Below are 21,281 nucleotides of genomic sequence, written 5' to 3'. Positions count from 1 at the left end.
ACAGCCTTATCTTATTGATTGAGATTCAAAGTCAACAGCAGGTGAGTAGTTAATAAACTCTTCTTTTACTGATGTTTTACTCTGTTGCTTAGGAGCATCTTTAGCTTTAGCTTCAGTTTTTTCTTGCTTAGGAGCTTTTTGCTTCTTATCAGAAGGTTTTTTTATTTCTTCTTTTGGAGCATTTACCTCTACTTCATTAAGCGTAGTTGTTTCTGCTACTGCGACTACTTTTTCTTCTACTGAAACAGTAGCTTCAAGAGGTGCCTCGGATACAACTACATTTTCACTGTCGTTATGCTTAATTGACTTTTCTTCGTTAGCAACTTTTTTAGTTTCAGTAGCTTTGATTTCAGCATCTACAGATACTGTGTTAAACCTAAGATACTTGTGAGTTTTACCTTTTTCAGTTGTGGTGATTTTAGCAGAGCCATCATCTTTTAAACTATCGTAGTTTTCAAGCACATCTGTAACCATTACTGACATAAACTCATCAGGGTTTTTAGAGATTACTTTCTTAATGTTATCTACTTCATTCGTTGTAACTTTGTTAGCATACTTAACTTTAGTGATATCAACAACTTCTTCAGCATTATTGAGGTTTAAGTTACTACTTCTGTTTGAGCTATTGTTTCTATTGTTAGATTTTTTATCAAACTTATCATTTCTCTTATCGTTACGGTTGTTACGATCACCTTTCTCACTTTTGTCGTTGCGATTATTTTCGTTCTTATTGTTAGGACGATTATTTTCGCTACGGTTAGGGCGATTATTATCACGTTGCTCATTATTACGAGGACGTTGCTCTTGTTTTTGGTTATCGTTTTGGTTACTGCGATTAGAGTTTTCAGAACGAGGTTTTTTTAAATCATTATTTTTATTCTCATTCTTGTTATGATTTTTATTTTGCTCTTTAGCTACAGGCTTTTGAGATTTATTCTCTTGCTTAGGCTGAGTTTTTTCAACTTGTGCTTGAGGTTTTGTCTCTTCATTAGCGAAAGACCCAAAAAGTTTGCTAAAGAAACCTTTTTTTTCAGCAGGTTTTACTGGAGCAACAGCTTCTTTTTGTTCAATTTTAGGAGCTTGCTGCTTAGTTTCTTCCTGATTATTCTCTTGCTTTGCTTCAACTTTTTGTTGAGGTTTTTCAGATTTAACAACTTTAGTCATATCAACAGCAGCTTGAGTTTTTTTAGCAGCTTTAGGTACTTCAACACTATAAACTTCTTCTATAAGATCTGGACTTGTCTTGTTGGATTTATAACTAGAACCCCATATTCTTTGCATCTGAAACTTAGGAGCTTCAAGGTTGAAGTTAGGTATAAGCATAACTTTAACATTAGTGACCTTCTCTATTTCAACGATATTATCTCTTTTTTCATTAAGAATATAAGCTGCAATATCGACAGGTACTTGTACACGAATTTCATTAGTATCATCTTTCATAGCTTCAGCACGAACTTTTCTTAAAATAGTAAGAGCTGTTGCTTGAGTAGTTTTAATGAAACCATGGCCTTCACAACGAGGACATTTTTGCATTACACTTTCACTTAGTGAAGAGCTAAGTCTTTGTCTTGAAATCTCAACAAGCCCAAGTTTAGAAATGCGAGACATTTGGATTCTAGCTTTATCTTGTTGTAAAGCTTCCATAAGCTTTTCTTCAACTTGCTTTCTATTTGGAAAAAAGCTCATATCGATAAAGTCAATAATCACAAGACCACCTAAGTCTCGGATTCTAAGTTGTCTTGCAACTTCTTCAGCAGCTTCCATGTTTGTTTTGAAAGCAGTAGTTTCAACATCTTCAGCCTTATTTGCACGAGATGAGTTAACATCAACAGCAACTAAAGCTTCTGTTGTATCAATAACTATTGAACCACCAGAAGGTAGACGAATCTCTCTTTTGTAAGCATTTTCAATTTGTTGATCAATACCAAACTGAGCAAAGATAGGTAAATCTTCATCATAGAGCTTAACTTTATTGATGTTAAAACTTTGTCTTAATAGACCTAGTTGTCTTTTTACATCTTCAAAACACTCTTTTGAGTCTACAACGATCTCTTTAACATCTTCTTTTAAGTGATCTCTAACTGTACGAATTATAATGTCACTCTCTTTATGTAAAAGAGTTGGTTTTTTGATTTTGTGATAAGCACGAGAAATAGAGCTCCACAATTCAGCAAGAGTATCAAAGTCATGTTTTAACTCTTCAAAAGTACACTCAACACAAGCTGTTCTAGCAATTACGCTCATGTTTTTTGGCATATTTAAATCTTTTAAATATTTTTTAAGCTTTTCTCTATCTTCACCTTCAACACGACGAGAAATACCACCACCAGAAGGATTGTTTGGTAATAAAACCATGTATGATCCTGCAAGTGTAATGAAAGTAGTTAAAGCAGCACCTTTATCGCCTCTTTCTTCCTTATCAATTTGTACTATAAGCTCTTGACCTTCAGATAAAAGGTGAGCAATATTATCTCCCTTAGGAGTATCTTTTAGGTAGTATTCTGAAACTTCTTTAAATGGTAAAAAACCATTTTTTTCTTCGCCGTAGTTTACAAAAATTGCATTTAAACTAGGTTCAATTCTTGAGATATAACCTTTGTAAATATTAGCTTTTTTTTGCTCTCTATCTACATTTTCAATATCTAAATCTATAAGTTTTCCATTATCAAGAGTAGCGATTCTAGTTTCCTCATTACTCTTACTGTTAATTAGTATTTTTTTCATTATTTTAAATTCCTTTTGTGTAATTCATAATTGACTGTTTAACGAGTCAATTCGTTTTTAGATCTCTGGATTTGTAAGCCTTCGATCTTCTTAATTAAATCACTAGTAAATATATGGCCATTTAGTACAGCAACAAGTTGACTAAATTTACCATCTTTAGTCAGCTTCATATATACGGTAGTGATTTTGTAAAAGTAGTATGTATACAATTATTTGATATAATACCAATATTGACTATTAATTAAAAGAAGTAATAAAGTTTAATGAGCTTTATATACCTAGATTACGCAGCAACGACGCCACTTAGCAAGAGAGTGAAATCAATACTTGTTGATTCAATAAATGATGATACTAGTTTTTTTAATTCTGGCTCTTCTACTTATGAGCAAGCTGAAGAGATTAAGAGTCAGATAGAGCAAGCGAGAGCTACCATTGCTGACACGATAAATGTACTTCCTCGTGAAATAGTATTTACATCAGGAGCTACAGAATCAAATAACCTTGCTATCAAAGGAGTTGCTTATGCCTACAAAAATAAAGGCAATCATATAATCACATCAAAAGCTGAGCATAAAGCTGTACTAGATGTCTGTAAGCATCTTGAAATGGAAGGGTTTGAAGTTACATATCTTGATGTTAATCATCACGGTCAGATTGATGTAGAGGACTTGAGGAAAAGCATTACACCAAATACAATTTTGGTAAGCTTGATGGCTGTAAATAATGAACTAGGGACAAAAAATAATCTTTTAGATATTGGTGGGGTTACAAAGCAAAACAAAATATTGTTTCATGTCGATGCTGCTCAAGGTTATGGGAAGGTCGATGTTGATATAAATGCGATGAATATAGACCTACTTTCAGTATCGGGTCATAAAATATATGCTCCAAAAGGAGTGGGTTTCTTATATGTAAGATCAAAAGCTCCTAGAGTAAAACTTGCCAAACAGATCCATGGAGGTTCTCAAGAATATAACCTTAGAGCTGGTACATTAGCTAATCAGCAGATATTTGCACTTGCTCAAGCTAGTAAGGAGATGTTTGAAAATTTCGATAGGAATTTTGACTATATCTCTAATTTAAGAAGAGTATTTTTAGATATGTTGTTATCAAATGTTGAAGCTAAAGAACAGGTCGTGATCAATACTCCTCTTGAGTACAGCTATCCTGGTATTTTAAATTTAACAATAAAAAATATTAAAGCTGAAACCCTTTTAGCTATATTGCCAAATATCTGTCTATCTACAGGTTCTGCGTGTAATTCTCAAGCGATTGAACCATCTCATGTGTTAACAGCAATAGGTTTATCGGCTGAGGATGCTGACAGTACTATAAGAATTTCTCTTGGTACTATGACAAATAAGCAGGAGATTGTAATTGTAGCAAACAAGATGCTTGAAAAGATAAGTCTACTGAACGCTATATCTCCCAAAAAAATTGATGGAGGTGAGAATGTATAGTGATACTATGAAAGATTGTCTAGAAGCTATAAAAGTTACAGATGCTCAAGTGAGTGCTGAACAACTAAAATATAGTGTTAGAGATGGTTATGCAGAGATTGAATTGTACATTTCAAGTAAGCGAATCAGCTATAGAGTAAAAGGTGATCCATACATAATTGCAATGGTAAAGTGGTTGCAAATATATTTATCTAATAATAATGGTATATTTAAGTTAAGTTTAAATACTTTCATTGAAAAATTTGAGCTACCAGATAATAAACTCAGAAATGCTATTTTAATGATGGAACTTGTTGAGCAACTTAAATGAAAGATCAACTATATGAATTTTACATATTACACCAACAAAAGTACAAAGAGAATGCATTGTTGGTATCTATATTTACTCGTGAGTTTGGTAAATTGTCAGCAATTATTAGAGTGCCAAAAAAACAAGCAAATCTTTATCAGCCTTTGGTTAAATTAAGAGGGCAGATTAGTATTTCAAAAAAAACTACTGGGCTTAGTAAGGTTTATAATATCGAGCTTGTAGAATCATTTTATAAAAAGTCTTATATAAATTTATTATCGATACAATATTTAAACGAGCTTTTGTATTTGTTATTAAGTTACTCACATGAAGAGCATAAGTTATTTGAAAAATATAACTTTGTTATTGAGAATATTACAGATGAAAATTATAGGTATTTACTAAGGTTTTTTGAGCTAGAGTTACTTGAAAGTTTAGGGCAGGGCATCTATATATATGATGATAGTAATGGTAATGAAATTCAGTTCGATAAAAATTATTCTATGATTGGGCATGAGTTTAAGTTGACAGGTGATGAATCTTTACAATCTATAAAAGGGGAGAGCCTACTTAAAATTAATCAGTCTATCAGCCTTTGGAATGATAGTGATTTGAAAACTATTTCAAAAATTGTAAGAGTCAATATTGATAGTTTATTGATGGGTAGAGAATTAAAAAGTCGTAGGCTTTTGGTTGATTATCTGAATTTAAATAGAGTTCTTTGATAGAAGTTTATTTTTCATTGCTTTAAAGAAAGATATAGCAGCTGGGACTATAGAAATAGCAATGATTATAATTATAAATAATCCAAAGTTTTTACGAACAAAGTCATTGTTACTGAACATAAATGCTAAATATGTAATCGAATAAACCCAAATAAATGCACCTAATATACCCATTGCTACAAATTTAGGGTACTTCATACGAGCCATGCCGGCTGTAAAAGGCATGAATGTACGCACAATTGGTGTAAATCTGGCAAGTATTATTGCTGCAGAACCATATTTGTCAAAAAAGTTTTGTGCTTTATCAAGGTGTGCTGTTTTAAGTATTCTGGCATCATCCTTGAATATTTTTTTGCCAATAAGTCTACCTAAGAAGTAGTTGCAAGAATCCCCTAGCACCGCGGCTAAAACAAGGATTGGAGCAACAAGATGGACATTAAGAGTAGTTGCGGCACCTGTCAATCCAACGGCAAATAAAAGTGAATCTCCTGGAAGGAAGGGAGTGATTACAAATCCTGTTTCACAAAAAATAACTGCAAAAAGCAATAAATAGGTCCAGTCACCAAGAATGTTAATGTATGAACTGATAAATTGATCTAGGTGTAAAATAATATTAAATAATGCTACGATAGTATCCATATTTTCGCTTTTGGTATTTTAATCGTTAAATTATAGGGAAATAATGATTAAAGGTTAAGTTTTTTTCGCTTTTATTTTATTTGAGATATATTTATAGAATGTTTGGATAATTACAAATATCACTATGAGCATTATTATAGTTGTAAGATTTTCTCTAACAAAATCATTGTCACTAAAGAAATATACAGTATAAGTGATCGAAAAAGACCATATGATTGCGGAAATAACACCTAACAAAACAAACTTAGGGTAGTTCATACGACCAATACCTGCAACAAATGGTGTTAACGTTCTAACAAATGCAATAAACCTAGAAAATAAGATTGCTTTATTGCCATGTTTATCCATAAATTCTTTCGTTCGTATTAGGTGAGCTGTTTTAAAAACTCTTGCATGAGTAGTAAAAAATTTATCACCAATGAGTTTGCCAGTAATATAATTACAGGAATCACCAAGAATTGCTCCAAGACAAATAGCTAAGACAGCAAAATGTATATTTAAACCAGTTGCAGCAGCAGTAAGACCTACAGTAAATAGCAGTGAATCCCCAGGAAAAAATATTCCAAATATTGACCCTGTTTCACAAAATATTATAAAAAATAACAATATATAAAACCACGGACCAAGACCGTTTACAAATTCACTAATATTTGAGTTAAAGTGCATGAGTGATTCAAGCATTTTTAGACTCCTTATCAGCTAATAACTTTATAGATAAGGCATGAATATGCTCCATAAGTGGATCCACAGCTTTATAAATGTTTTTATGAGCATTAATTTTAGAGATAGAGTTTAATTTATCTGATGCTATTTCAAGAGCAAAATGTCTTTTACCCTCGATAAAGCCTTTGTGTTTTTTATGTTTATGAGTTTCATCAATAATTTTGATAAATGCTGCTGAATCAATGTCTTTTAATAAGCTTTGACGGATTTTTTCGATTAGTGCAGATTCATCCATTATAGTATCCTAGTTGGCGTGATTATTAAATCAAGCTGAATATCATGATTATCTACGATAATATCATTATTTTGTTGTTCATCAAAGGCTATACCTATAGTTATTGGTAAAAATGTGTTTTTTTTGAAACTAAAAGAATAGTCATAAAAACCACCTCCCATTCCCATTCGATATTTATTTTGATTAAAACCAACTATAGGTACTATAACTAGGTCAAGTTCCCATGGGGCAATTATATCCTTGGCATTATGTATAGGTTCTTTGATTTTATATTTATTTAAATAATATTGTCCAGTATCTTTTGCAAACCACATACAGTGTTTAAGATGAGGGTGTACTATTGGTAGATAAGTTGTTAATGAGTTGTTTATAGTGGTTGTATTGACTTCATTAATTAAAGATACGAAGCTTGCTATCTTTGAATCTGGATAATGTTTTGAAATATGCTCTAGCAGTTTATTGCAAATATCTTGGGAAAGCTTATGCTTATTATTAAGATTGTTACGAATTTGTAGTAGATTGTTGCGAATTTCAGATTTAGTCATAAATTTAATTAGCTACCCGAGTTACCGTTTTAGTTCAATGTTCTTGATCCCTTTAAGGTTCAAGTGGGTGTCATAGTTCCAACATTGGGTTTCTTTGTGAATACTAATGTATCAAAGCTTACTCTCTAGTCAAAACACCAAAACTCCCTGTTTTAGTATTATCGGCTCAAGATTGTAACTAAATCACAAACAACCCAGGTAGCTAAACTGTTAACTGGAGTTACGTGAACCACAGTTTAAATTATATAAGCTATTATAATTGATAACTTAAAAGATTCAAAAAGTTTTAACACCAAATATTTTCCTCAAAAGACTATTACTAGGTACATATATAAAGTAAAATATTATGTTAATAAAATATAACTATAAAATACTAATTTCTATGCAAAATGAAAAGCCAAATTTTGAAGATGTGCGTGAAGCACTAAATATTATGCAAGCATTAACAACAGCATCAGAGTCTCATGGGCTTTTGTGCGCGTTATTTAGCTTTGGTGCAGATGTTAAATTTACAGCTTGGTCAGATTCTTTGATGACAAAGTCATTAGAAGAGGGTGATTTAGTAGCTATATCTGCATTACAAACTATGAAAAAACTATATGACTATACTAAAGCTCAGTTTGATGAGAAAGGTCTAAGCTTTGATTTATTTATCCCAGCAGATGATGAAGAGCTTGGTTATCGAGCAGAAGGATTAGCAAATTGGATAAAAGGTTTTTTATCTGGAGTTGGACTTTTTGGCCTAGATTTTGAAAAGACTGATAAAAAAGATGTTAAAGAAGCGATAAATGATTTAATGCAAATATCTTATATGGATCATAGTGCTTTAGGTGATGATGAAGATAGTGAAGCTGATTTTTTAGAGCTTTTAGAATATACACGAGTAGCGGTATTGCTTATAGACAGTGAGAAGGTTTAGCCTATGCAACAAAAGTATGATATTGCTATAGTTGGTGGTGGTATAGTTGGTTTATTGACTTCGCTTGCCTTAGCAAAGACTGATTATAGTATTATCCATATAGAAAAAGACCAGCTTGAGATTAAGGATGATAATCGTAGTTTAGCGGTGTCTTATTCTTCGATAGCATTTTTAAATACCCTTGGTCTTTGGGATAGAGTCTCAACTAGCACTCAAGCAATAAAAAAAGTACATATTACAGATAAAGGTAAATATGGGCGTGCAGAGATTTATGCTGAAGATGAGGGTTTACCATTTTTAGGTGCAATAGCACCGATGAAAGAGCTTTTAAGGGTCGCTTTACAAGAGGTATCTGATAACACTAACATTACAAAATCATTTAACACCACTGTAAAAAGTTTAGAGTTACAAGATGATGGTAATTATAAGTTGGTTGTTGAAGAAGCTGAGAAAAAGAAAAATATACAAGCAGATTTTATAATTGCTTGTGATGGTGCAAACTCTAGCATGAGAAAAATGTTAGGTGTAGATGCTGAAACTACTGATTATAATCAAGATGCGATAGTTTTTGATATTGAAACAGACATTACTCATAACAATACTGCTTTTGAGCGATTTATGAGTGATGGTGTATTAGCAATGTTACCAAAAACAAATAACACTATGGGTTGTGTTTGGACTGTAGATAGAGCTGATTCAAAAGCTAAACTTGAGCTTAACAAACAAGAGTTTCAAGAGCTAGTGCAGGAGAGGTTTGGATTTAGGTTGGGACAAGTTAAAGTAGTGTCTAAACCTGCAATATTTCCACTTTATCTGGTTCAATCAGAAGAAGTTTTCCAGAAAAATGTATTATTTTTTGGTAATGCTTTACATTTTTTACACCCAGTGTCTGGGCAAGGGTTAAACCTTAGTATAAGAGATATCGGTTGTTTGTATGATTTGCTTGAAAAAAAACTACCCCGTCAGTCTGACGACTGCCACCCCTTCCTTACGAAGGGGAATGTTGACAGTGTCCTAGAAAACTTTGCTAAAACTAGAAAACCAGATCATGATAGAACTATAAAAGTTACACATGGGTTTATAAGATGGTTTGTTTCTAATGATCCTAAGCTTGTAGCTAGTAGAAATATTGGTTTACACTTATTACAACGAAGTAAATTAGCTAAAAAAGCATTATCAAGAGTAATGATGGGCAAGCTAAGTAAAGGCTCAACTTTAATGCGTAAGGTGGTCGAAGAATGACAACTCAGCAAATAAATAAAGATGTGGTTATAGTTGGTGGTGGTATGGTAGGGCTTAGTCTAGCATTATCTCTACATAAAAATAGGTTACAGGTTGCTATAGTTGAGGCAAGAAGTATATCAAAAAAACCTTTGACTAATGATAGAGTTGAAACACGCGTTAGTGCGATAAATCATACTTCTAAAAAGTTATTTAAAGAGCTTGGTGTTTGGAATGATATTCAAAATTATCGCGTATCTCCATACTATAAAATGCAAGTATGGGACGATGAACCTAAGCAGTGTATAAACATCACAGCTGAAGAACTAGCAGAGCATAGTCTTGGTAGTATAGTTGAAAATGATGTTATAACACAGGCATTGCTTAAAGAGATAGCAAATACAGGCATTGAAATTTATGAAAATCAAACTATAACTAAAATTGAGCGAAATGGTAATACTGAAAAACTATACTTAGCTGATAGAGTTATTGAAACAAGTTTGATTGTTGGGGCGGATGGAGCAAATTCATTCATTCGAGATTATTTTAACTTTGATACAAAAGTTAAACCATATAAGCATACCGCTATCGTGGCGACACTTGAGCTAGAAAAACCTCATAATCATACAGCATATCAACGATTTTATAATAAAGGTGTGCTTGCATTTCTTCCATTAGAAAACTCAAATAAAGCTTCTATAGTTTGGTCAGTTAATAGTGATTATGCTAGTTATCTTATGGCACTTGAAAATACCGAGTTTGAAAGGGTGTTAGCTGAAGCAATATCTAATGAGCTTGGTGCTATAAAACTTTTATCAAAAAGATTTAGTTTTGAACTAATTCAACGCCATGCTCAAAGTTATATTCAAAATAATGTAGTGCTTGTTGGCGACGCCTGCCATAGCATCCACCCATTAGCAGGGCAAGGCGTAAACCTTGGTTTTAAAGATGTACTTTCTTTAAATGATGTGATTAGTAAAGCATTTGCAAAAGGGCGATTGATTGGGCATATATCTACCTTAGATAAGTACCAACGTGACAGAATGCTTGATAATAAAAAGATGGTGTTATTGATGAAATCTTTTAAAGAAGGGTTTGGTAGTCAAAAAGGGTTTATCCAAAAGACTCGTAGAGCAGGTTTGGACTTTGTAGATAATAATGAAATTTTGAAAAAGATTATAGTTAAGCAGGCTTTGTAGAGATGTGAAATACTACCCTTTCAAGTGTCAAAGGAGTGTCTTGCTTACAAGTAGGCTAAAGCTTAAATAAAAGAGTAAATAGAGAAATAAAATGAAAACAGATGATTTTGATTATAGGCTACCAGAGGAATTAATCGCAAGTTATCCTCTTGATAGTAGAGATGAAAGTAGACTTTTGAAGTTAAGCAAGGCTACAGGTGAGATACAAGATTGTATTTTTAGAGATTTTGTAGACTTTATTACACCAAAAGACTTATTGATATTTAATGATAGTAAGGTAATGTTAGCTAGGCTTTACGGCAAGAAAGCCACGGGTGCAAAACTTGAGTTTTTGATTGAGAAAGTAAAAACTCCGAAAATTTTTGAAACCCATATAAAGTCAAATCGTTCACCAGCTATAGGTAGTGAGATATTTATAGAAGATACACTTGCTAAAGTTCTAGAGAAAGATGGCAGCTTATATTTGCTTGAGCTGATTGGTGATAAAGATATATATACTCTAATGAATGAGTTTGGGCATATTCCGTTACCGCAATATATGAAGCGTGATGATGAGGAGTTTGATGCAGAAAGGTATCAGACAGTTTACGCAAAAGATCTTGGTTCTGTAGCAGCACCTACAGCTGGCTTACATTTCTCAGAAGAGCTAATGCAAAAAATAAAAGCTAAAAGCGTAGATACTGCTTACATTACTTTACATGTTGGCTCAGGAACATTTAAGCCTGTACAAGTTGATGATGTCAATAATCATAAGATGCACTCAGAAGTTATATCCGTACCTGAAGAAGTTTGTGAGAAGATTCGCCAAACTAAAGCAAATGGTGGTAGAGTGATAGCAATAGGGACTACTTCTGTAAGGTCGCTTGAGACAGCAGGCCAAAGTGGTCAGATAGAGGATTATCAGGGTGAGACAGATATTTTCTTGTATCCTGGTAAAAAGTTTAATGTCGTAGATGCGATGATTACAAACTTTCATCTACCAAAATCTACTTTAATTATGCTTGTAAGTGCATTTGCAGATAAAGAAAAAATTATGAAAGCGTATCATCATGCTATAGAAAATAAATATCGTTTCTTTAGTTATGGCGATGCGATGTTTATTAGTTAAGATAATAAGATCCCTGAGCGGAGTTGAAGGGTCGCAATTGCATTATACTACACAGCACGGCACTTCGACTCCGCTCAGTGACCTGCTAGTGAATAACGAAAAACTCGATTAATTAAGGAATAAAATGAAAAAAGCATTCTTTTTTGATATAGACGGTACTTTAGTACATAAAGTAGGAAATGATTTAGAAGTTTCTAATAAAAACTTAAAAGCAATACAAAGTCTTAGGGAGCAAGGTTATAAGACATTTATCGCTACAGGAAGATCGCAGAGCTTTATACCTCCTACAGTTTTAGAGTTACCAATGGATGGCTTTATTACCGCAAATGGATCAGTAGTAGAAATTGATGGTAAAGTTATCTATGAGAAGTTGCTTCCACAAGATGCTCTAAACCATGTTTTAGAATTTTGTGAAAAGCATAATCATGACTGGTTATTTGAAGGTGAATTTGCTTATACAAATAATTTAAAATCAGAGGCTCTAATAGCTTTTTATGAAAGTGTTGTAGTGAATAAAGATAAAATATTTGAAGCCGATCATAGTAATCTAGGCAATAAAACCATATATAATGCTTTGATATTAGGATACGATGTTGATGTTGTTGGTTTACAGCATACTTTAGGTGATGGGGTTGTTACTGCACCCCATCCAGCACATGGTTATGTGGATTGTTATTTAGAAGGTAATACTAAAGCTGATGGTATTGATAAAGTCGTTAAGCACCTAGGCTTAGAAGATTATGAAACTTATGCTTTTGGTGATGGGAATAATGATCTTGAGATGTTTGGTCGTGTAGATGTAGCAGTAGCTATGGAAAATGCAACTGATGAGTTAAAGCAAAGAGCAAGCTTTATAACAAACTCTAATAATGACGATGGAGTTTATCATGCTATAGTTAAAATCGAAGGTTGGAATACTATCTAGTGATATTTATAGTTTTAGGGTTCATATTTGTTGGGTTATTGATTGGAGTCTTAGCGGGGCTTTTTGGCTTTGGTGGGGGACTGATAGTAGTTCCAGCAGTGATGACATTTATAACAATATATGAGCCAGCATTTGCAAGTGACTCTATGCACATTGCAATAGCTACCTCTTTATTTTGTATGATTTTTACTTCATTAACAACTTCTTACGCCCATCATCGTGCAAAAAACATACTTTGGAATATTGTACTAAAGCTTAAAGCTGGACTTATATTTGGTGTTATTTTTGGTGCGGTTATAGCTAGTTATTTTTCAAGTGAAGTTTTAAAAGCTTTATTTGTTATATTTATGCTTTATACGATAACAAAATGGGTATCGAAACTATTAAGTAATTCAAGGTCTAGTGTAGCTGTAGAAGATTTACCGGTAAATAAACCTTCATCTAAGCTTTTGTATATTTATGGTTTTATAACAGGTACTGTATCTGTACTTTTAGGTATAGGAGGAAGCATAATTATAGTTCCTTTCTTCAAGCATCGTAACTATAAACTTGCTCAAGCTGCAGCTATTGCTACATCAATTACACCAGTTTTAGCTTTATTTGGTGCAGTATCTTATATTTTATTAGGATCTGACTCATCAAGTGTGCCTGACTACTGTCTAGGATTTGTATATTTGCCAGCAGCTATTGGGATTATTGTAGGATCTATGATTGGAGCGATTTTTGGTGTTAAACTATCAAAAAGTATTCCTAATAATATACAAAATACAATTTATCTATTTATTATGGTTGTTGTTTTACTTGTTATGATTCTTTAGATAAAGTTGAATTATATATTGGCAGTATTAACTTTTATTGATTCTGGACTATTAGCCTTATAAACAGGGTATTTTGGATTATCAACAGTCATCTTAGGCAAGAATTTAGAGAAAATATCTTTGGTTTTTTGAGTCTCATTAAGCCTTGTTAGGCAGATATTTATATCGTTTTGATATGCTTCTTTACAGTATGATTTTGCAAAGCTATATAGCTCTGAAAGTTTAAAATCTCCATTTTTATTGCTATGTAGTTGATAAGCTATATAGTCATCTATACTCCAGTTTTCAGTAGAATTTTTATGTATGGAATATGTTTTGTATGAAGGAGAGTTTCCATGAGAGGTTGATAGACCAGCTGTATAATATTCACCTAAAACTTTATCTTTAAAAGGTAGTATCTTAAGCTCTTCAATGTGTGTGTGGCCTACTAGAATGCCTGCTATATGATTATGATACTTTTTGATTAGCTTTAAGTATTTATCTGTATAGTTTTTGTTAAAAAAGTTTGAGCCATCATAAATGTTATTACCAAAAGGTATATGTGTTGCAATTAGCACAGTTTGATCATTATCTTTAGCATTTTTTAAAGTGCTTTTTAGAAACTCAAATTGTTGATTAGACTCTTCTTTACTAAAGCTAGATATGTCAGTATACATTACTGTATTTAGGCCAATTAATACGAATTTATTTTCTAGCTTAATGCTAAAAAATCCAGTGTGAGTATTTTGGTTTATTAGACAAGGGAATACTTTTTCATCTTTATCACAGATCTCACCAGAAGATAAAAATCCATTTTTAAAGCCACTTTTAATAGCGATAGTATATGGCGAGATATTATTACTTTCAAAGCTTCCATAATTTTTTTCAGCACTATCATTATTGCCAAAGACATTAATTATAGGAGTATTAGGGAAGCTTTTTTGCAGGCTTTTATATATTAAAGTTTCATTTTTAGTGACAAATTCTGCTCTGTCTTTAGGTTTTAGTGTGTTGTCATGTCCAACAGCATCTCCAAGATACAAAACTGAGTTAGGTAGATTAGAGCTGTTATATTCAGCAATCCTCTCCATTATTTTATCAAACGAATCTTTGTCCATATCATTTTTAGGGTTATAACCTTTTGGGTCACTTTCCATTATATTTTTCTGATTAGCATTTAAATGAATATCTGAAATAGTTAGTAATTTGTAGTTATCAGCATCACTTTGCTTAGTTGTATTTGCAATAGCTAAAGATGTTAGAAGACTTAGTGTTATGCTTATTTTTATTGCTTGTTTAAATAACATTTAGTGGTTGAGAAATTTTTTTAGATATAGTACTTTAAATTTTGCCATATGCAAAGCTAAACTCTAGGTTTAACTGCTGCCAGTAAATAGAATAAAGGGGCGTTTATAACAGTAATTATATACTTGATTATTAATGTTGAAAATACCATTTCTAAAGCATATTCATTTGGGATAATTCCAGCAAAAACAAAGCCATAAGTAATTAAAAAACTATCTACTATTTGTGACAATGCTGTAGAGCCTGAATTTCTAAACCATAACCACTTAAAGTCTGAGTTATAGCTTTTAAGTTTAGAGTATATTAGTACATCAAATGATTGAGAAATTAAGTATACAAGGTTTCCTATGATAATAGCTTTTATAGCACCACCATTTAATGAGAAAAATAGATTCATTGCATGGTTAACATCGTTATACTCTTGTTGACTAATCGACTGAAAAAGAGTCGCAAAAAACATTAGCAACATAAATCCTATACCGAAGAATATAGATGTAAGAACCATTTTCTGAGCTTCAGCTTTTCCGTGTTTTTCATTGATAAGATCATTTGCCATAAAAATACCACTAAACATAACATTGCCCATAGTCGCTACAAAGTGAAAGCCTAGGATGTCATATTCTATTCCTTTATTAACTTGTATATTAGCAGCGATCACACTAATAACTATAAATATACTAATACCTTTCTTACCAAAATATTTGTATGATAACAGCATCATTACAAAGTTTGTTAAGGTGTATGCAATTAGTAGTTCAAAGTTGCTCATTTTAGAGTCCTAATTTTATATTGGAATGATAAAAATTTGTTATAATATATTAAAAATAGTTTTAAACAATAGTTTTAAAGGCTTTTACTTAAATATGTGTTTTTTATCGGTGTATTTTTTTCAAGAAATAATGGTACTAAAATAAATGAATATTCTTATTATCAGGGGTTATGATAGTAGCTTTAGCATGAAAGAAACTATTGAAATATACGGTAAAGCCGTAAATATAACTATGGAACCTATAGGTAAGCCAGTTAACCTTAGAAAAAAGTTCAAGAACATATTATCAAAATATCATCTTGCAGATTATGATCAGATTTATCTAGTATCAATGTCGTCATGTATGACGAGTATTATTGATAAGAAGTACTTTGATCGAGTTTGTTTGATTACTCCTTTTTATCTCTATACAAAACCCGTTTGTAAGCTTTTAAAAGCAGCACCTAAAGATTTTTTTGGGTGTCATATTCTGATACTTTTGAATGGTCGTATGGGTACTTTTGATAAGAGAATTAGACTCAAGCTTGCAGAATTAGATAATATTACAGATAATAAATATTTCATGAAACATTTTGAGAATATTGAAGTTATAAAAGGTGTTGATCATTATCTTGGTGAAATGGGGGTATTAGATATTGTTAAAAGTGATATTTCTAAACAAATTTCTAACTAACTTTATAGGCAATCATTCTTAGTCGCACATAGTCTGCATACCATTTACCATCTTTGTATAATTTAGTTTTAGCAACATTTTGGACTTCTTCTAAAAATGCATCTTTATTACTAATTCGATCTAATAAATTACTTCTGAAAGTCGAAACCCAATTAGCTAAACCATTTTTGCCTTCAAGTAAGGTTGGACGGTTAAAAAGCAGAGCGTATCTTACTTCAAAGCGATTTTTTTCAAGTAGAGAAGAGTACTGTGACAGACTTGGGTAAAAGTTTTGTAAATGATAATTTTTAAGTTGATAGCTTTTAGAAACCTTATCTATCGAAGCTAAAACCTCTTTAATATTTCCATTACCGCCCATTTCAAATACAAATCTGCCATTAAGCTTTAATACTTTATGTATGTTCTTAATTACACTTTCTGCATCCATCATCCAGTGAAGAGCAGCATTAGAAAATACAGCATCAAATGTTTGATCTGGGTAATCCAAGTTTAATTGGGCATCTGCTACACTAAACTCAATATCTTCAAAATTTTTTCTAGCACTATCAATCATTGCTTGTGAATAGTCTACTCCATAGACCTTTTTTGCTTTTTTAGAGATATCGCTGGTTAAACGACCTGTTCCGCAACCTAGGTCTAAGATTGTTTCATTTTGATTTGGTTGTAGTAGATTAACTACATCATCGCCATAGTTGGTTACAAAACTTCCTGTAGAGTTATAATGCTCAGCATTCCAAATTTGTTTTTCCATATTTAATCCTTAGTTATTGTAGAGTGGTGCATTAACCAGTATATAAGTAAACCCCAAATCCCAAAGACAAGTCCAACTAGTATCCAGATGTTTTTTGGTAGTAATACGGTTGTAATTCTTCGTTCAAGTACTCGAGCTATATCCTTTGCAATCGCTAAACCACAGAATATATGTATAAGCACACTAAAAGCTGTAATTATTGGTAAGGAGTTATTGATTAAAGTGGCTGAAATAGTATTAATATCCATAATAGTAGACCTTTAGAATATGATTTTTGAATCTTCTTGTGAATGATATGTGTTGTTATAATGATCTCTAATTATTTCGATAGTCTCATCGATACTATCAACAAGATGTAGAATTTTAAAATCACTTTCATCAATAACCTTATTATCAATCATGGTCGTTTTTATCCACTCAATCAAACCACCCCAAAAATCCTTACCAAAGAGTATAACAGGCATATGTGATTTTTTACCAGTCTGTACTAATGTTGATATATCAAATAACTCATCCATTGTACCAAATCCCCCAGGCATAACGACATAAGCCATGGAGTGCTTAATAAACATGGCTTTTCGTGTGAAAAAATATCTAAAAACTAAGCTAATATCTTGATAATCATTTGGTTTTTGTTCATGAGGTAATGTTATATTGAGTCCTACACTTTTAGAACTCCCCTCATGAGAGCCTTTATTTCCAGCCTCCATAATTCCAGGGCCTCCACCTGTGATTATACTAAAGCCATGGTTTGAAAGTGTTTCAGCAAGCTCCACGGTCTTTCTATAATATTTATTTTCTTTTGAAAGTCGTGCTGAACCAAATATACTAATAGCAGGTGTTAAATTATCGAGCCTTTCATAGCCTTCGACTAATTCGGAAGTAATTTTCATGATGTTCCAAGTTTCTTTTGCTCTATCAAAAGTTACTTCACCTTTATGAGAAGGTACTATTTTTTTGGTTTTATTTGTCATTATTTACTCCCTTATAATTTAAATAGTGATTTTTAATGACTGATTATCTATAATTATAGCTATTAGTTTTAAATATTAATACTAGGTTGCAAGCACAGGCTGATAATTAATACTTTAGTTTGTTGTAAATCTAACTATAAATATAGTTTGTCAAAATCTACAAAGGAGAAATAAAACATGGGTTTTCTAGCAGGAAAAAAAATACTTGTAACAGGACTTTTAAGTAACAAATCAATAGCTTATGGTATCTCAAAGGCTTTACATAGAGAAGGTGCTGAGCTTATCTTTACTTATGTTGGTCAGTTTAAGGAAAGAGTTGAAAAGCTATCTAAAGAGTTCAACCCGGCAGCAGTATTAGAGTGTGACGTAACTTCTGATGAGCAAATTAAAACATTATTTGCAGATGTCGCTAAAGTCTGGGATGGTTTAGATGGAATTATCCACTCTATAGCATTTGCTCCTCGTGATCAATTAGAAGGTAACTTTATTGACTGTGTAACTCGTGAAGGTTTTGCTATTTCTCATGATATTAGTGCTTACTCATTTGCTGCATTAGCAAAAGAAGGCCGTAGCCTAATGAAAGGTCGTAATGCTTCTATGGTTGCTCTTACTTATATTGGCGCTGAAAAAGCTATGCCAAGTTATAATACTATGGGGATTGCAAAGGCATCCTTAGAAGCAACAGTTCGTTATACAGCACTAGCTTTAGGGGAAGATGGTATCAATGTGAATGCTGTATCAGCGGGTCCTATTAAAACATTAGCAGCATCTGGTATTTCAAACTTCAAAAAAATGCTTGACTATAATGCTACGGTTGCACCTCTAAAGAAAAATGTAGATATTATGGAAGTTGGTAATACAGTAGCCTTTTTATGCTCTGATATGGCTTCTGGTATTACAGGTGAAAATGTTCATGTAGATGCTGGTTATCATAGTGTAAGCATGGGCAATGTTCTATAGTATTTAACAAAATCTAGCTCCCAGAATTAACGGTAAGCACCTTCTTTTTCATTTAATAATTTTTCAAAATTCTTAACTTCAGATTATTACATATATCCTTAATAAAATTTGCTTATATGTAATATAAAAAACTTTTGTTTTACTAATATTAAATATGAACTTACAATTGCTTCATAAGTTTATTAACTCATTGTTAAATATGAGAAAATCAAGGAGAATCATAATGAAAAAAAAGCTTGCTGGTTTGGCTTTAACATCACTATTAATGGCAACTGCCTCTAATGGTATTGCAAAGACATCTTTGCAATGTTTAGATAAGTCTTTTACACTTCAATTGTTAGGATCTGGGGGTCCTATCAGTGATGATGAAAGAGCATCACCAGGCGCAGTTATATGGATGGATGGTAAATCTAAAGTATTAGTTGATGCTGGTGGTGGAACATATCTTAGGTTTGGTCAGTCAGGTGCTAGAATTGAGGATTTAGAAAGCATTAATATGACTCATTTCCATGCAGATCATTCAGCTGATATCCCTGCAATATTAAAAGGTGCTTATTTCTCAGATAGAAAGACAGACTTACCTTTTTCTGGTCCTATTCACGGCGGATTATTCCCAAGCGCTACTGAGTTCTTACAAAGAGTTTTTGGTAAAGATGGCGGAACTTATGCTTATTTACATGGAATCCTTACGGGTACAGATGGTTTTCCATTTAAACTAGATCCAGTAAAGAATATTGATTATACAAATAAAACTCCAACAAAAGTATTTTCAAATGATGAATTTACAATTTGGGCATTAGGAATTCCTAAAGGTGATGTACCTGCTTTAGCATATAAAATAGTTTCTAAAAAAGGAACTATAGTTGTTGCAGGTTCTGGTGGTCATAATCAACCAGATGACTTTAGAAAAGCATTTGTTGATTTTGCTAAAGGTGCAGATGTTCTAATGATGCCTATGCCAATTGACGAAAATGCAGATAAAGCTTCGACATTCTTACATGCTAAGCCATCAACAATTGGTAAAGTTGCTGCAGAAGTTAACCCTAAAGTTTTAGTGTTGAGTCATTTCTTAGGTAGAGGATTAGTTTTAAAAGATCAATCTACAAAAATTGTTAAAAAATATTATAAAGGTCAAGTCTATGAAGGCAGAGACTTATCATGTTTCCCAGTTGATGGAATAAAAAAGGAGAGTAAAGATGAAAAATAAAATACCTTTAACAATAGCGTTAACAGCTACAATGAGCTTAAGTGCAGCATTTGCAGCAGATACTAGCAGTACTGATAATTCATCAAGTGCTGAAGCTTCTGAAACAAGCCCAATAGCACAAGGTGAAGGAAAATGTGCGAGTGGTAAATGTGGATCACTTAAAAAGTTTGGTGTTGTTGAAGTAGATGCAGATGAGCAAGATGGAAAGCTTGTTCGTGTCAGAGATGGCAACTGTGGAACAGGAAGCAACAAGGTTTATGGTAAATTAGACAAAAAAGAAGTACCTCAGTTAGGAAAATGCTCTAGTGGAGTTTGTGGAAAATGATTAAAAAATCTCAGGGTATAGGCTTAAGGTCTGAACATCAAGCTGATTTGGCAAGTAAAAAAGTCGATGGAATTGATTTTCTTGAGCTGTCACCTGAGAATTGGATGAATTTAGGTGGTTATAAAAAAACTTACTTAGATAAAATCGCATCAATCTATCCACTAGTAGCACATGGTTTAAATCTATCAATAGGTGGTTTTAAGCCATTAAATATTGATTTTGTTAAGCAAGTAAAAGTGTTTTTAGATGAGTATGATATAGATATATATAGTGATCACTTGTGTTTTACTGATGATGATAAGGGTTATTTATATGATCTTTTGCCTGTACCTAGGCAACAAGAAAATATTGACTATATCGTAAGTAGAATACAGCAGGTTCAAGATATTATCAAAAGACCATTAGTTCTTGAAAATATATCGTATTACCATAAGTTTGAAAAGGATATTTCTGAGACATACTTTATCAATACTATCTTAGAAAAAAGTGGTGCTAAACTGTTGCTTGATATCAATAATGTATATGTAAACGCTCTTAATCATGGCTATGATCCATATGCGTTTATTGATGAAATTAAGCAAGAAAGTATTAGTTACTACCATATTGCAGGGCACTTACAGACTGAAGATATTGTTTTAGATACTCATGGTAAAGATGTAAATTTAGCTGTTAAAGACTTAGCTAAGTATACTGTCAAAAAGCATGGTTGGCATCCGTTGCTACTAGAACGAGACAATAGACTACCTAGTTTGTCAGAGCTTGTATCTGAACTTAATGGCATAACTGACCACATAAATCAGGAGTAAAA

The 21,281-nt window shown here is 32.4% G+C and carries 25 protein-coding genes and 1 other RNA gene; 14 read left to right on the top strand and 12 right to left on the bottom strand.

The features are described 5' to 3' along the window. Positions 1-6: 6 nt before the first annotated feature. Both FLM55_RS01845 and FLM55_RS09460 read right to left on the bottom strand, forming a co-directional pair. On the bottom strand, positions 7-2,724 hold the full coding sequence (locus FLM55_RS01845; RefSeq protein ID WP_178947752.1) for an Rne/Rng family ribonuclease: 2,718 nt from the start codon (positions 2,722-2,724) through the stop codon (positions 7-9). A 38-nt stretch (positions 2,725-2,762) separates the two neighbouring features. Next, positions 2,763-2,894, bottom strand: coding sequence for a hypothetical protein (locus FLM55_RS09460; RefSeq protein WP_256868901.1), 132 nt, complete (start codon positions 2,892-2,894; stop codon positions 2,763-2,765). Positions 2,895-2,987: 93 nt separating this feature from the next. Here FLM55_RS09460 and FLM55_RS01840 point away from each other — a divergent pair, with 93 nt between their 5' ends. Genes FLM55_RS01840 through recO form a run of 3 tightly spaced genes read left to right on the top strand, consistent with a single transcriptional unit; the run spans position 2,988 to position 5,198 of the window. Beyond that, a complete protein-coding gene (locus tag FLM55_RS01840; RefSeq protein ID WP_178947751.1) occupies positions 2,988-4,184 on the top strand; it encodes a cysteine desulfurase family protein in 1,197 nt (398 codons plus the stop codon). Then, a complete protein-coding gene (locus tag FLM55_RS01835) occupies positions 4,177-4,494 on the top strand; it encodes a hypothetical protein (RefSeq protein WP_178947750.1) in 318 nt (105 codons plus the stop codon). Before FLM55_RS01840 ends, FLM55_RS01835 begins: the two co-directional genes overlap by 8 nt. After that, positions 4,491-5,198: a DNA repair protein RecO gene (gene recO / locus FLM55_RS01830; RefSeq protein WP_178947749.1), complete on the top strand. Its 708-nt coding sequence runs from the start codon at positions 4,491-4,493 to the stop codon at positions 5,196-5,198. The genes FLM55_RS01835 and recO overlap by 4 nt, the downstream gene beginning before the upstream one ends. Here recO and FLM55_RS01825 read toward each other — a convergent pair. The 5 genes from FLM55_RS01825 to ssrS form a co-directional block, all read right to left on the bottom strand. Continuing rightward, complete coding sequence (locus FLM55_RS01825) at positions 5,181-5,837, bottom strand: VTT domain-containing protein (protein ID WP_178947748.1); 657 nt, start codon at positions 5,835-5,837, stop codon at positions 5,181-5,183. The genes recO and FLM55_RS01825 overlap by 18 nt on opposite strands. A 54-nt stretch (positions 5,838-5,891) precedes the next feature. Continuing rightward, a complete protein-coding gene (locus FLM55_RS01820) occupies positions 5,892-6,518 on the bottom strand; it encodes a VTT domain-containing protein (RefSeq protein WP_178947747.1) in 627 nt (208 codons plus the stop codon). Then, complete coding sequence (locus tag FLM55_RS01815) at positions 6,511-6,795, bottom strand: BolA family transcriptional regulator (protein WP_178947746.1); 285 nt, start codon at positions 6,793-6,795, stop codon at positions 6,511-6,513. The genes FLM55_RS01820 and FLM55_RS01815 overlap by 8 nt, the downstream gene beginning before the upstream one ends. After that, positions 6,795-7,340 carry a 5-formyltetrahydrofolate cyclo-ligase gene (locus tag FLM55_RS01810; RefSeq protein ID WP_178947745.1) on the bottom strand — a complete coding sequence of 182 codons (546 nt, stop codon included), beginning with the start codon at positions 7,338-7,340 and terminating at the stop codon, positions 6,795-6,797. The genes FLM55_RS01815 and FLM55_RS01810 overlap by 1 nt, the downstream gene beginning before the upstream one ends. Before the next feature lie 9 nt (positions 7,341-7,349). Then, a non-coding RNA gene (gene ssrS, locus FLM55_RS01805) (6S RNA) lies at positions 7,350-7,544 on the bottom strand. Positions 7,545-7,722: 178 nt separating this feature from the next. Here ssrS and FLM55_RS01800 point away from each other — a divergent pair. From FLM55_RS01800 to FLM55_RS01775, 6 genes are all read left to right on the top strand, one after another. Next, entirely contained in the window at positions 7,723-8,259 is a 537-nt protein-coding gene (locus FLM55_RS01800; protein ID WP_178949039.1) for a UPF0149 family protein, read from the top strand. A 3-nt stretch (positions 8,260-8,262) separates the two neighbouring features. Beyond that, positions 8,263-9,501 carry an FAD-dependent monooxygenase gene (locus tag FLM55_RS01795; protein WP_178947744.1) on the top strand — a complete coding sequence of 413 codons (1,239 nt, stop codon included), beginning with the start codon at positions 8,263-8,265 and terminating at the stop codon, positions 9,499-9,501. Beyond that, positions 9,498-10,679: an FAD-dependent oxidoreductase gene (locus FLM55_RS01790; protein WP_178947743.1), complete on the top strand. Its 1,182-nt coding sequence runs from the start codon at positions 9,498-9,500 to the stop codon at positions 10,677-10,679. The genes FLM55_RS01795 and FLM55_RS01790 overlap by 4 nt, the downstream gene beginning before the upstream one ends. Positions 10,680-10,770: 91 nt before the next feature. Continuing rightward, on the top strand, positions 10,771-11,787 hold the full coding sequence (gene queA, locus FLM55_RS01785) for a tRNA preQ1(34) S-adenosylmethionine ribosyltransferase-isomerase QueA (RefSeq protein WP_178947742.1): 1,017 nt from the start codon (positions 10,771-10,773) through the stop codon (positions 11,785-11,787). A gap of 124 nt (positions 11,788-11,911) precedes the next feature. Beyond that, on the top strand, positions 11,912-12,712 hold the full coding sequence (locus FLM55_RS01780; RefSeq protein ID WP_178947741.1) for an HAD family hydrolase: 801 nt from the start codon (positions 11,912-11,914) through the stop codon (positions 12,710-12,712). Next, on the top strand, positions 12,712-13,530 hold the full coding sequence (locus tag FLM55_RS01775; RefSeq protein ID WP_178947740.1) for a sulfite exporter TauE/SafE family protein: 819 nt from the start codon (positions 12,712-12,714) through the stop codon (positions 13,528-13,530). The genes FLM55_RS01780 and FLM55_RS01775 overlap by 1 nt, the downstream gene beginning before the upstream one ends. Before the next feature lie 11 nt (positions 13,531-13,541). On the opposite strand, the gene FLM55_RS01770 is transcribed toward FLM55_RS01775, so the two are convergent. Together FLM55_RS01770 and FLM55_RS01765 are read right to left on the bottom strand one after the other, a co-directional pair. Then, the gene (locus FLM55_RS01770) at positions 13,542-14,816 is read right to left on the bottom strand and encodes a metallophosphoesterase (RefSeq protein WP_178947739.1); all 1,275 of its coding nucleotides are present in this window, start codon (positions 14,814-14,816) and stop codon (positions 13,542-13,544) included. 56 nt (positions 14,817-14,872) lie between these two features. Then, positions 14,873-15,583 carry a queuosine precursor transporter gene (locus FLM55_RS01765; RefSeq protein WP_178947738.1) on the bottom strand — a complete coding sequence of 237 codons (711 nt, stop codon included), beginning with the start codon at positions 15,581-15,583 and terminating at the stop codon, positions 14,873-14,875. 187 nt (positions 15,584-15,770) lie between these two features. On the opposite strand from FLM55_RS01765, the gene FLM55_RS01760 reads away from it, so the two are divergent. Next, positions 15,771-16,256, top strand: a complete 486-nt coding sequence (locus tag FLM55_RS01760; protein WP_178947737.1) for a hypothetical protein — start codon at positions 15,771-15,773, stop codon at positions 16,254-16,256. On the opposite strand, the gene FLM55_RS01755 is transcribed toward FLM55_RS01760, so the two are convergent. From FLM55_RS01755 to FLM55_RS01745, 3 genes are read right to left on the bottom strand one after another with little or no spacing between them, the layout of a single operon-like run. After that, positions 16,249-17,007, bottom strand: a complete 759-nt coding sequence (locus FLM55_RS01755) for a class I SAM-dependent methyltransferase (protein ID WP_178947736.1) — start codon at positions 17,005-17,007, stop codon at positions 16,249-16,251. The two genes, FLM55_RS01760 and FLM55_RS01755, sit on opposite strands and share 8 nt — an antisense overlap. Before the next feature lie 2 nt (positions 17,008-17,009). Then, positions 17,010-17,255, bottom strand: a complete 246-nt coding sequence (locus FLM55_RS01750) for a hypothetical protein (protein WP_112869856.1) — start codon at positions 17,253-17,255, stop codon at positions 17,010-17,012. Between the two features lie 12 nt (positions 17,256-17,267). Further along, positions 17,268-17,981 carry a TIGR00730 family Rossman fold protein gene (locus FLM55_RS01745; RefSeq protein ID WP_178947735.1) on the bottom strand — a complete coding sequence of 238 codons (714 nt, stop codon included), beginning with the start codon at positions 17,979-17,981 and terminating at the stop codon, positions 17,268-17,270. A gap of 177 nt (positions 17,982-18,158) precedes the next feature. Between FLM55_RS01745 and FLM55_RS01740 the strand changes: the two genes are divergently transcribed. The 4 genes from FLM55_RS01740 to FLM55_RS01725 all read left to right on the top strand — a co-directional run bounded on the left by FLM55_RS01740 (position 18,159) and on the right by FLM55_RS01725 (position 21,279). Continuing rightward, positions 18,159-18,941: an enoyl-ACP reductase gene (locus FLM55_RS01740; protein ID WP_112869858.1), complete on the top strand. Its 783-nt coding sequence runs from the start codon at positions 18,159-18,161 to the stop codon at positions 18,939-18,941. Positions 18,942-19,206: 265 nt separating this feature from the next. Next, complete coding sequence (locus FLM55_RS01735) at positions 19,207-20,148, top strand: MBL fold metallo-hydrolase (protein ID WP_373193968.1); 942 nt, start codon at positions 19,207-19,209, stop codon at positions 20,146-20,148. Further along, the gene (locus FLM55_RS01730) at positions 20,138-20,473 is read left to right on the top strand and encodes a hypothetical protein (RefSeq protein WP_112869860.1); all 336 of its coding nucleotides are present in this window, start codon (positions 20,138-20,140) and stop codon (positions 20,471-20,473) included. The genes FLM55_RS01735 and FLM55_RS01730 overlap by 11 nt, the downstream gene beginning before the upstream one ends. Next, entirely contained in the window at positions 20,470-21,279 is an 810-nt protein-coding gene (locus FLM55_RS01725) for a DUF692 domain-containing protein (protein ID WP_178947733.1), read from the top strand. Before FLM55_RS01730 ends, FLM55_RS01725 begins: the two co-directional genes overlap by 4 nt. Positions 21,280-21,281: the final 2 nt, after the last annotated feature.

The organism is Francisella sp. Scap27 (genome assembly GCF_013394105.1).
Lineage (GTDB): Bacteria > Pseudomonadota > Gammaproteobacteria > Francisellales > Francisellaceae > Francisella > Francisella adeliensis.
Note: the sequence above shows the minus strand (reverse complement) of the source record. Positions and strands in the feature narration are given on the sequence as shown.